The organism is Serinicoccus shuyuelongi (assembly GCF_045032955.1).
Classification (GTDB): Bacteria; Actinomycetota; Actinomycetes; order Actinomycetales; family Dermatophilaceae; genus Ornithinicoccus.
The window spans coordinates 21057-32221 of the sequence record NZ_JBJFZU010000017.1 but is presented as its reverse complement, the minus strand read 5'-3'; the positions used below and the strand labels follow the sequence as shown (position 1 = coordinate 32221).

General features: G+C 71.3%; 10 protein-coding genes. 9 read left to right on the top strand and 1 reads right to left on the bottom strand.

The features are described 5' to 3' along the window. The first annotated feature begins 102 nt into the window (after positions 1-102). The 4 genes from ACI3EY_RS16390 to ACI3EY_RS16375 are packed head-to-tail and all read left to right on the top strand — an operon-like array spanning position 103 to position 3233. A complete protein-coding gene (locus ACI3EY_RS16390) occupies positions 103-618 on the top strand; it encodes a SixA phosphatase family protein (RefSeq protein WP_405041129.1) in 516 nt (171 codons plus the stop codon). A 35-nt stretch (positions 619-653) separates the two neighbouring features. Further along, positions 654-1577 carry an ABC transporter ATP-binding protein gene (locus tag ACI3EY_RS16385; RefSeq protein ID WP_405041128.1) on the top strand — a complete coding sequence of 308 codons (924 nt, stop codon included), beginning with the start codon at positions 654-656 and terminating at the stop codon, positions 1575-1577. Position 1578: 1 nt separating this feature from the next. Then, positions 1579-2421, top strand: a complete 843-nt coding sequence (locus ACI3EY_RS16380; RefSeq protein WP_405041131.1) for an ABC transporter permease — start codon at positions 1579-1581, stop codon at positions 2419-2421. Continuing rightward, positions 2418-3233, top strand: a complete 816-nt coding sequence (locus tag ACI3EY_RS16375) for an ABC transporter permease (RefSeq protein ID WP_405041127.1) — start codon at positions 2418-2420, stop codon at positions 3231-3233. Before ACI3EY_RS16380 ends, ACI3EY_RS16375 begins: the two co-directional genes overlap by 4 nt. 3 nt (positions 3234-3236) lie before the next feature. Here ACI3EY_RS16375 and ACI3EY_RS16370 read toward each other — a convergent pair whose 3' ends face one another. Continuing rightward, positions 3237-5393: a hypothetical protein gene (locus tag ACI3EY_RS16370; protein WP_405041126.1), complete on the bottom strand. Its 2157-nt coding sequence runs from the start codon at positions 5391-5393 to the stop codon at positions 3237-3239. Positions 5394-5570: 177 nt separating this feature from the next. Between ACI3EY_RS16370 and ACI3EY_RS16365 the strand changes: the two genes are divergently transcribed. From ACI3EY_RS16365 to panF, 5 genes are read left to right on the top strand one after another with little or no spacing between them, the layout of a single operon-like run. Continuing rightward, positions 5571-6575: an N-carbamoyl-D-amino-acid hydrolase gene (locus ACI3EY_RS16365; RefSeq protein ID WP_405041125.1), complete on the top strand. Its 1005-nt coding sequence runs from the start codon at positions 5571-5573 to the stop codon at positions 6573-6575. Further along, the gene (locus ACI3EY_RS16360) at positions 6572-8164 is read left to right on the top strand and encodes an N-acyl-D-amino-acid deacylase family protein (protein WP_405041124.1); all 1593 of its coding nucleotides are present in this window, start codon (positions 6572-6574) and stop codon (positions 8162-8164) included. The genes ACI3EY_RS16365 and ACI3EY_RS16360 overlap by 4 nt, the downstream gene beginning before the upstream one ends. Positions 8165-8169: 5 nt before the next feature. Next, entirely contained in the window at positions 8170-9273 is a 1104-nt protein-coding gene (locus ACI3EY_RS16355) for an alanine racemase (RefSeq protein WP_405035974.1), read from the top strand. Between the two features lie 32 nt (positions 9274-9305). Beyond that, entirely contained in the window at positions 9306-9626 is a 321-nt protein-coding gene (locus ACI3EY_RS16350) for a YhdT family protein (RefSeq protein WP_405035975.1), read from the top strand. Beyond that, the gene (gene panF, locus ACI3EY_RS16345) at positions 9623-11122 is read left to right on the top strand and encodes a sodium/pantothenate symporter (RefSeq protein WP_405041123.1); all 1500 of its coding nucleotides are present in this window, start codon (positions 9623-9625) and stop codon (positions 11120-11122) included. The genes ACI3EY_RS16350 and panF overlap by 4 nt, the downstream gene beginning before the upstream one ends. Positions 11123-11165 lie beyond the last annotated feature (43 nt).

The following is an 11165-nucleotide window of genomic DNA, read 5'->3' as shown; positions in this document are numbered from 1 at the left end:
GGGGTGGGTGTCGGTGGGGGCTGGCGATACGTTCTCCCCCTCCCTCCCCCTCCTGCGTCTGTCAGGCTGGGACCCGACGCGACGACACAGGAAGGTGGACCCATGGGCACCCTGGTGCTGATCCGGCACGCGAAGGCGGTCGACGCCGACCCGAGGGGCGACCACGAACGGGCCCTCGCCGGGCGCGGGCGCCGGGACGCCGCCGCCCTGGGGGCCTGGCTGGCCCGGAACGAGCTCCTGCCCGACCTGGTCCTGGTGTCGACGGCGACCAGGACGCGGCAGACGCTGGAGTCGCTGCTGGAGGGCGCGGCCGAGGGGGATCAGGTCGAGGTATGGCCCACGCGCCGCATCTACGAGGGCGGCACGGACGGGGTGCTGGAGGCGGTGCGGGAGGTGCCGGAGTCGACCGGCGTGCTGTGGGTCGTCGGTCACGAGCCGGTGATGTCGACGACGGCCTGGGACCTCGCCGAGGCGGCCACCGTGCCGCACGAGGTGGCCTCGAACCTGGCCAGCGGGTTCCCGACCGCGTCGGCCGCGGTGGTCTCGGTCACGGACCCGTGGGTGGAGGTCGGTCCCGGGCGCGGACAGCTGGTGACGGTGCATACCGCCCGGGCCTGAGGGAATGTCGGCGCGGCGTCGTACAGTGTGCGTTTGTGCCTGCAGTGATCACAGCCCGCGAGCTGCGCAAGACCTACGGAGACTTCACCGCCGTCGACGGCATCGACTTCGAGGTGGAGGCGGGGGAGAGTTTCGGCCTGCTGGGTCCCAACGGGGCCGGCAAGTCCACCACGATGCGGATGATCGGCGGAACCCTGGACCGGAGCTCCGGCCACCTGGACGTGCTGGGGATGGACCCCGCCCAGCAGGGGCCGCAGGTGCGCGCCCACCTCGGGGTGATCCCGCAGCAGGACAACCTGGACGAGGAGCTGCGGGTCCGGGAGAACATCGTCATGTACGGCAGGTACTTCGGTCTGTCCCGGGAGTTCCTGGCGCGCAAGGCCGACGAGCTGCTCGAGTTCGCCCAGCTCGAGTCGAAGGCCAAGGAGAAGGTGGGCAACCTCTCCGGGGGGATGAAGCGGCGGCTGACCATCGCCCGCGGGCTGGTGAACGAGCCGCGGGTGCTGCTGCTCGACGAGCCGACCACCGGGCTGGACCCGCAGGCCCGGCACGTCCTGTGGGACCGGCTGTTCCGGCTCAAGGAGGCCGGTACCACGCTGGTCGTGACGACCCACTTCATGGACGAGGCCGAGCAGCTGTGCGACCGGCTCATCGTCATCGACAAGGGCCGGATCATGGCGCACGGCTCCCCGTCCTCGCTGATCCGGGAGCACTCCACCCGTGAGGTCCTCGAGCTGCGCTTCGGGTCGGCGCGCAACGCGACCGTGGTGCAGCAGCTGGAGGGTGTGGGGGAGCGCAACGAGGTGCTGCCCGATCGCATCCTCGTGTATGCCCACGACGGGGAGGCCGCCCTGGAGGAGGTCTCCGCCCGGGGCCTGCACCCGGTGACCTCGCTGGTGCGCCGCAGCTCCCTGGAGGACGTCTTCCTCCGGCTCACGGGGCGGTCGCTCGTTGACTGACGTGGACAGCACCCGGCTGGCGTACTCGGGGCGGGCGCCGGCGCATACCGAGATGGGGGCCCGGGCCGCGCGGTCCGGGGCGTGGTTCTACACCGAGACCGTGCTGCGGGCGATGCGCGCCTACTTCTGGCCGATCCTGCTGTACTCGGTGGGGCAGCCGCTGCTCTACATGGTGGCGCTCGGGGTGGGGCTGGGCGAGCTGGTGGACAGCGGCAGCGGACCGGTGGACGGCGTCGACTACCTGGTCTTCGTCGCTCCCGCGCTGCTCGTCTCCACCGTGGTGATGTCGGCGTCGGCGGAGATGACCTACCCGGTGATGGCCGGGTTCAAGTGGCACCGGCTCTACCACGGTCCTGCGGCCTCGCCGGTGAGCCCCGGGCAGATCGCGGTGGGTCACCTGGTCGCGGTGATGATCCGGTTCGCGGTGCAGGCGGCGATCTTCTGGTTGATCATGCTGGCGTTCGGCGCGGCACCCTCGGGCTGGTCCTGGCTGGTGGTGCCGATCGGGGTGCTGACCGCGACGGCCTTCGCCGCGCCGCTGCAGGCGTATGCCTCGACGCTCAAGGACGAGGGCTTCCAGTTCGCGCTCATCCAGCGCTTCGTGGTGATGCCGATGTTCCTCTTCGCCGGCACCTTCTTCCCGCTGTCCGCGATGCCCGTCTACCTCCACTGGATCGGGTGGATCTCGCCGATCTGGCACGGGACCCAGCTGGCGCGCCTGGCCTCCTACGGTGCCGAGGTCGGTGTGCTCATGGTCATCGTGCACCTGGTGTTCCTGCTGGCGTGCACGCTGCTGGGGGTCCGCTGGGCCGTCCGTTCCTACACCCGCAGGTTGACGTCGTGAGTGCCGTGACCCGGCGCCGCCGGGCACCCGTGCTGGCCTCGTTGGCCTCCGGCAACGTCGGTGCGGTGATGGAGCGCGGCTTCAAGGTGGTGCTCAACCAGAACTGGATGGTGCTGGTCTCGGGCTTCTTCGAGCCGGTGCTCTACCTGCTGGCGATGGGGATCGGCATGGGCTCGTTGGTGGGGGAGGTGACAGGTCCCGGAGGTGAGCCGGTCGCGTACGCGGCCTACATCGCCCCGGCGCTGCTGGCGACCTCGGCGATGAACGGGGCCATCTACGACTCCACCTGGAACGTCTTCTTCAAGCTGCGCTTCGCCAAGCTGTACCAGGCGATGCTGCAGACCTCGCTGGGCCCGCTGGACGTGGCGGTGGGGGAGATCCTGATGGCTCTCTTCCGAGGCTTCCTGTATGCCCTGGGCTTCCTCGGCGTGATCGCGGCCCTGGGTCTGGTGACGTCGTGGTGGGCGCTGCTCATGGTGCCGGCAGCGGTTCTGATCGCCCTGGGGTTCGCCTCGTTCGGGATGGGGGTCACGAGCTTCCTGACGACGTTCCAGCAGATGGACCTCATCAACTTCGTGCTGCTGCCGATGTTCCTCTTCTCGGCGACCCTGTACCCGATCGAGGTCTACCCGGACTGGATCCAGTGGATGATCATGGCGATGCCCTTGTGGCACGGCGTCGAGCTGATGCGGCAGCTGTCCGTGGGGTACTTCGACGCCATGACCTGGGTGCACAGCCTCTACTTCCTGGGGATGACGGCGCTGGGGCTGGTCCTCACGACCGTCCGGCTGCGGTCGCTCTTCCTGCGCTGAGCGTCAGAAGGGTGGGGGTTCGTCGCGCCAGGCGTGGTGGGTGTCGTCTGCGGTGGTGTCGTCGCTCGGGGTGCTGTTGCCGGTGCTGGTGGTGTTGCGGCCGGTGAAGGGGTCGGTCCAGTGTTCGGCTGCCAGGATGGTCTCGGGGGTGTGCTGGATGAGGTGTTCGGGGGTGGGGGTGTCGGGGTGGGGTCCGGTGGTGCGGCGGTGGTCGCGGGTGCGGGTGTGGCGTAGCTGGATGGCGCGGTGGGTGTCGGTGATGGGGCCGATGAGGTCGGTGTCGCTGTCGGGGTCGTCGTCGCGTGCTTGCAGGGGTGCACCGCGTTGGCGGGCGGCGAGGGCGGCGTAGACGAGCAGGGAGGCGAGGTGTCGTCGGGCGTCAGTGCTGAGAAGGCGCCCGGGAGTGTGACCGAGTGTCGGTGGGCCCACGTGGTCTGGTGTCCCTGAGTCCAGGGCAGCGGTCCCGGAGGTTCGAGACTCGGCGTGCGTGTCATCAGCGCCTGCATCTGGTGGGCTGATGGTGCCTGTGGTGAGGTATTGGGTGTAGTCGTGGGCTCGGGTGCGGTAGGTGCGGTCGAAGAAGGAGGTCCAGGTCACGTGCCGGGTGGTATCGATCTGGGCGTGCCAGAACTTCTGGGTCTTCAGGGCGTGGAACACGGTGTCCAGGCCTTGCAGGTTCATCTCGGACGTCGCCCCGCCGAGGAGGTATTCGTGGACGTGGTCGAGCTGGCCGTCCCTGACGGGCAGGGTCTGGCCGGGGGCGCGGGAGAGCAGGTCCGCGGCCATCACCTGGGTGCGCATCGCCGCATCAGGGGTGTACCGGGCGATGCTTCGTTCCAGGCAGCGTCCGTCGGCGGGGTCGGTGAGCACCCGGTGCAACGTGGTGCCCGGCGCCGCGACCATTCGTCTCATCTGGCCGGTGGTGAAGAACCTCGGGAACCTGCCCACCAACCGCCCCACTCCCGACACGATCTCCCCGCCCGGGGCTGAGGGGCCCCCAGGGCCGGGTGGGGCATCCGCGCTGGCCGCCGGCACAGCTAGGGCGGCGGTGTTGGTGGTGGCGTCCCAGGGGATCACGACTTGCAGGTCGTAGGTGGGGGTGCCGGAGATGATCTGGGCCAGGGACGCGATGTCCTCGGGGGTCACCAGCCCGGCCAGGTCAGCGCCCACGCCCAGCTCCTGATCGCAGCCCTGGTCACCGCCGTGCTCACCACCCGGAGGGCTTGCGTGGGCGAGGTCGGGCAGGGGCAGGGTGCCGTGCAGGAGCAGGGCGCGGCCGATGTCGGAGCGCAGCTGGGTCTCGGTCCGCGCGTCCCCGGCGAGGCGTGCCCGACGGGCCAGGACATGCAATCTGTCCACGCAGGCCGCGGTGGAGGCCGCGTCGCCGGTGATGATGACCTGGCCGGTGCCGTCGTCATCGATGACCCCGTACGCGCACCTGGCCCGGTGCACCTCATCGCGGCGTGCGGCGTCCGCGACCGGGTCGCGCCCCTGGGCGCGGGTGACCTCCCGCTCCAGGGCTTCGACGTAGACCTTCGCCGGCCACGCCTCCGCTGACACCGCGCCACCGGGGCGCAGCCGTTCGACGGCGACCTTGTCCGCCGTGGCCCCGGTCGCGAACAAGGCCGTCGCCACGTCCGCAGCGTGCTCGTGCGGCAGACCCCCGGCGCGGCGCCAGAAGTGCTCCACCTGCCCCCAGGTGACGACCCCCGCGACCAGACCTTCTCGTACCGGGCCGGATACGGCTTTCGGTGCGAGGGCGACCGCGACGAGCTGGCGGGCCTGCCACCGGCCCATCCCCGTCAACGTCGCGACCTCGGTCGCCGCCAACGACTTGCACCTGCCCCGCCACCGCTCCCTGCCCGTCGCCGACAGCTCCCCCGGCTCACTCACCCCGGCCCGGGCCAGCAGGTCCTCACCCGTGCGCGCCGCCAGCTGCGCGACCACGTCCACCCGCACCGCGTCCACCACCCCCGACAACCGGTGCAACGCCTCCAACACCTCCAGGCACTCATTCGCGCCCATCCCCTGCACCCCCGACTGCAGGCTGCCCACCCGCTCCAGAAGCGTTGCCAGGTCGCCATGGTCCTGACCCACCCCAGCACCAGGCCCGTGACCTCCGGGCTTGCCCGGCTCTTCCTCGATCGGCTGCGTCGCCATCGCACTTCACCCCCCTGGGCTCCTCGATACCCCCATAGTAGTACATGTGTTCGAAAAACACGGAGAGCGACACGCATCTGTGGATAAACCCACCACTGCTCTTGACGCGGCGGCATCCCTTGCTAGGGTCGTCGCAAACGTTTGTGGTCAGCGGACGAGGGACTTGGGAGGTCAGGCGTGCGGCGTCAGTTGTCGGTCGCGGCCGCCCAGGTGGGCGGCATCCAGCCCGGGGAGACGCGCGAGGAGGTCGTGCGGCGCCTGATCCTCCTGCTGGAGGAGGCGGCGGCCCGATCCACCCGTCTGGTGGTCTTCCCCGAGCTCACCCTCACGACGTTCTTCCCGCGGTACTGGGCACAGGATCTCGCCTCGACCGACCGCTGGTTCGAGACCGAGATGCCCGGTCCGTCGGTGCAGCCGCTCTTCGACCGGGCACGCGAGCTGGGCGTCGGCTTCTACCTCGGCTACGCCGAGCTGACGGGTGACGGCCACCGCTACAACACCTCGATCCTGGTGGACTCCACCGGTCGGATCGTCGGCAGGTACCGGAAGATCCACCTGCCGGGCCACGCCCGGCCGGTCGGCGACGAGCAGGCTCCGCAGCACCTGGAGAAGCACTACTTCGAGGTGGGGGACCTGGGTCTGGGGGTCTTCGACGTCGACGGCGTCCGCATCGGGATGTGCCTGTGCAACGACCGCCGGTGGGCCGAGGTGTACCGGGTGCTGGCCCTGCAGGGGGCGGAGGTCGTCGTCCTCGGGTACAACTCCCCGCTCGGGCTGCCGGGGTGGCAGCCGGAGCCGCACCACATGATGTCGGCGCACCTGCTCTCGCTGCAGGCGGGGGCATACCAGAACTCGCTCTGGGTGGTGGCCGCGGCCAAGGCCGGGGTGGAGGACGGCGCCGAGATGATCGGCGGCTCCGCCCTGGTGTCGCCGGCGGGTGAGGTGGTGGCCCGCGCGACCGGCACCGGCGACGAGGTCGTCCAGACTGTCGCCGACCTGGACCTGGCGGCTGCCTACCGCGCCGAGATCTTCGACTTCGAGGCGCACCGCCGTCCCGACCAGTACCGGCTGATCACCGAACGCACGGGCAGGGGAGCCCCGGTCCCGGTCCCCGGCCAGGTGCCCGAGCCTCTCACCGGCCACGGACCCCGGATCGCCACCACGACGCAGGAGACCCGATGAGCACTCACCAGCAGACCTGGCTGACCGGTGGGACCGTCGTCGACGGGACCGGCCGCCCCGGCGAGGCGCGCAGCGTCGTGCTCCGGGGGGGCAGGGTCGAGGCGCTGCCGGCCCCGCGCGAGTCCCCGCCGCAGGACGCCGAGGTGGTGGACGTCACCGGCCTGGTCGTCTGCCCCGGGTTCATCGACACCCACTCGCACGCCGACAACGTGCCCTTCCTCACCCAGGACGACACCTCCAAGATCCTGCAGGGCGTCACCACCGAGGTCGTCGGCAACTGCGGCTTCAGCCTGGCACCGGTCGACCCGGCCGGAGCTGCTGACCTGGCCACCCTGATGGGCCGCATCTTCCCGCCGATGGAGTTCGCCTGGACCTCTTTCGGCGAGCTCCTCGCCCACGCCGACGCCGGCGGCTACGTGACCAACTACGCGCCGCTGGTCGGCCACAACGTCCTGCGGATCGCCGCCTTCGGCAGCCTCGACCGGGCGCCCACCCCGGACGAGTCCACGGTGATGACCGCGCTGCTCCAGGACGCCCTGGAGGCCGGTGCGTTCGGGCTGTCCAGCGGGCTCATCTACCCGCCGGGGGTGTTCTCGCTCGCCGAGGAGCTGCAGGTGCTCACCGATGCTCTCGGCCCGGACCGGGTGTATGCCACGCACATGCGCAACGAGAGCCTGCACCTGCGGGACTCGGTCCGGGAGGCGCTGGACACCACCCGGAACGGGCGCCGTCTGCACATCTCCCACCTCAAGGTCGCGGACCGGGCCCAGTGGGGCCGGATGGGGGACGTCCTCGACGAGCTGGACGCCGCGTGGGAGTCGGGCAGGCTGGTCACCCAGGACGCCTACCCGTACGCCGCCGGGTCCACCATGCTGACCGCGATCCTGCCGCCGTGGTTCCACGACGGCGGCTCCGAGGCCGTCCTGTCCCGGCTCCGCTCCCCGGAGGCCCTCGACCGGGCCGAGCGCGACCTGGCCCGTCCGGGGTCGCGCTTCGAGAACTTCGCGCTCTCCGCCGGCTGGGAGAACGTCGTCGTCTCCAGCACCGCCAGCGACCGGCACGTCGGCAGCAGCATCGCCCAGCTGGCCCGGGAGGCGGGCACCACCCCGCTGCGCGCCGCCGCGCAGCTGCTGGTGGAGGAGGATCTGTCCGCGACCATGGTGATGCACATGATGGACGAGGCCGACGTGCGGACGGTGCTGGCCCACCCGCGGACCGCGATCGGCTCCGACGGTCTGCCGCCCGGCACCGGTGGCCGGCCCCACCCGCGCACCTTCGGCACCTTCCCCCGGGTGCTCGGCCGGTACGTCCGTGACGGCACCGTGCTCCTCGAGGAGGCGGTGCGCCGGATGACGTCGCTGCCCGCCGAGATCTTCGCGATCCCGGAGCGCGGCACGTTGCGCCCCGGTCTCGTCGCCGACGTCGTCTGCCTGGACCCACGGACGGTCGCGGACGGCGCGACCTACGAGGACCCGACCGTGCCGCCGACCGGGATCCACCGCGTCTACCAGGGCGGCACGCTGGTGGCGCTGGACGGGGCGTGGCAGGGCAGGCGCGCCGGGCGCCGTCTCACCCCGGGGGACAGGTGAGAGCGGTGGTGGACACGCATACCCAGGTGGCGGGACCGGACCTCGCCCTCGACCATCTGCCCACCCCGTACCTGGTGGTGGACCACGACGTCCTGTCCGCCAACATCACCCGTCTGCACCGGCACCTGGCCGGTGCGGGCCTCGCGGTCCGTCCGCACGTCAAGACGCACAAGGTGCTGGAGATCGCCGCGCTGCAGGTGGCGGCCGGGGCGCGCGGACTCACCCTGGCGACCGTGGGCGAGGCCGAGGTCTTCGCGGACTCCGGGTATGCCGACCTCTTCATCGCCTACCCGCTCTGGGTGGACGAGGGCCGGGCGCAGCGGCTGCGGCAGCTGGCCGGGACGGCCCGGATCGCGATCGGGGTGGACTCGGTGGAGGCTGCCGAGCGGCTGACCGGGCTCCTCGACCCCCGCGTCGAGCTGATGGTGGAGGTCGACTCGGGCCACCACCGGACCGGGTGCCGGCCGGGGGAGGCGGGCGCCGTCGCCGCCGCCGCTCGCGCCGGCGGGCTCAGCGTCCGCGGCGTCTTCTCCTTCCCGGGCCACTCCTACGCCCCCGACGCGGCCGCGGGGGTCGCCGCCCAGGAGGAGGAGGCGCTGCGGGTGGCCGCGGAGTCACTGAGGGCGGTGGGTGTGCTGCCGGAGGTCATCTCCGGCGGGTCCACCCCCTCGGCCGCCGAGATGGGTGCCGGCGTGCTGACCGAGGCCCGGCCGGGGGTCTACGTCGTCAACGACGCCCAGCAGTGGGAGCTCGGACGGTGCGCCCGTGAGGACGTGGCGCTGACCGCCTACGGCCGGGTGGTCAGCTCCCGCCCGGGCCGGGTGGTGCTCGACACCGGGAGCAAGGTGCTGGGTGGCGACCGGGCCGGCTATGCCACCGGGTACGGGCGTCTGCTGGACCACCCCGAGGCCCGGATCGTCCAGCTCAGCGAGCACCACGCCGTCGTGGACCTGCCAGAGGGCCTCCACCGGCCGCCCCTGGGTGCGCTGCTGCGGGTCGTCCCCAACCACGTCTGTGTCGCCGTGAACCTGGTCGACCACCTGAGGGTCGTCCAGCGCGGCCACCCGCCACGGACGTGGTCGGTCGCCGCCCGCGGCGCCCATACCTGACCCGGACCCACCCGAAGGACCGAGGAGAACCGATGCAGACCAGAGCAGCACGCACCTCCCCCGCGGAGGACTTCGAGCACGATCCCCGGTATGCCGTCTCGCTGCGCGAGGCGTGGTGGTGCGTGGCCTACTGGGCGGCGTTCACCACCGTGATGGTGGTCATCGCGTGGGGGATCGCGGGAGACCGTGACCCGGCGGAGACCACCTACATCATGGGCTTCCCCGAGTGGTTCTTCTGGACCGGGATCGTGACCGTGGCCGTCTTCTGCGTCGTCCCCTTCTTCATGGTCCGGTTCTTGTTCACCGACCTGGACCTCGAGCCCGAGCCCGAGCGGACGGGGGAGCGCTCATGAGGTGGGACGTCGCCGCACCCATCATCCTGCTGCTGGGGGCGATGGCGCCGATCGCCTACTACGCCTACACCCGCTCCAGCGGCGCGACCGACCAGACCGGCAGCTACTACCTCGGCGGGCGCAGCCTCGGTCCGTGGGTGCTCATCTTCACGGTGCTCGCTTCCGCGGCCTCCGCCGGCACCTTCATCGGCACCGCGGGCCTCACCTACTCGCAGGGGTACGGCTGGGTCTGGGGCGGACTCATGCAGGTGCCCTCAGCGGTGCTGGCCCTCGGCCTGCTCGGCAAGAAGTACGCGATCGTGGCCCGCAAGCTCAACCTGCTCACCTTCACCGACTTCTTCAGGGAACGGTACGAGTCGCGCGCGGTGACCCTGTTCACCGCCATCGGCATGGTGGTCTTCCTGGTCGCCTACATGGTCGCCCAGTTCGTCGGCGGAGCCCGGGTGCTGCAGTCGATCACCGGCATCCCCTACTGGGCGCTGGTGGTCGTCTTCGCCGGAATGGTCGCCCTCTACACCAGCTTCGGCGGCTTCCTCGCGGCCGCGTTCACCGACGCCGCGCAGGGCATCATCATGTTCCTCGGCGGGATCGCCCTCTGGGTCGTCGTGCTGAGCACGGTGGGCGGCTTCACCGCCGTCGAGGAGGAGACCCGATCCCTGGACGGACAGCTGGTGGTGCTGCCCGGGGCCAGCGGCTTCGACCTGCCGATGATGCTCTCCTACGCGCTGATGTTCGGCCTGCTGCTGGCCGCGCTGCCGCACGTCTCGGTCCGCGCCATGTCCTACCGCGACAGCAAGGCGCTGCACACGGCGCTCATCGTGGGCCCGGCCATCATGGCGGTCTTCACTCTCGGCTTCGGCGCGATGGGCGTCTTCGGGCGGGTGCTCTACCCGGACGCGGAGCTGGCCGACCTGGTGCTGCCCACGCTGATCGTGGACCAGCTGCCCGGGGTGGTGGCCGGGGCCGTGCTGGCCGCGCCGCTCGCGGCGGTGATGTCGACCGTGGACTCGATGATCCTGGTGGTCTCCGGCGCCATCGTGCGCGACCTCTACGTCGGGTTCATCAAGCCGGACATGCCCGACCACCAGCAGTACCGGGCCGGCACCCTGGTCTCGCTCGGGATCGGGCTGGTCGTCCTGGTCGCCGCGCTGCGCCCGCCGGACTTCCTGCAGTACCTCATCAACTTCGCCATCGGCGGCCTGGAGGCCGGGCTGTTCGTGCCGCTGGTCCTGGGGCTCTACTGGAAGCGCGGCAACGCCCTGGGCGCGATGGCCTCGCTGCTCGGCGGGATGGGCTACTACCTGGTGGCGTCGAACGTCGTGCCGGCCCTGGCCTTCGGCATGATGCCGGTCGCGCCGGCGGCGGCCTTCGCGCTGCTGCTCTACGTGGCGGCGGCCTACCTGGGGCCACCCCCGAGCCGTCGGGTCCTGGTCAAGTTCTGGGGCACCCAGCGCGCCATCGACGAGATGCGGGAGCAGGAGGCGGCGCGCTCCTGAGCCGCGCCGCTCCCGACCCGGTATGCCCTCGCCCGGCCGCAGG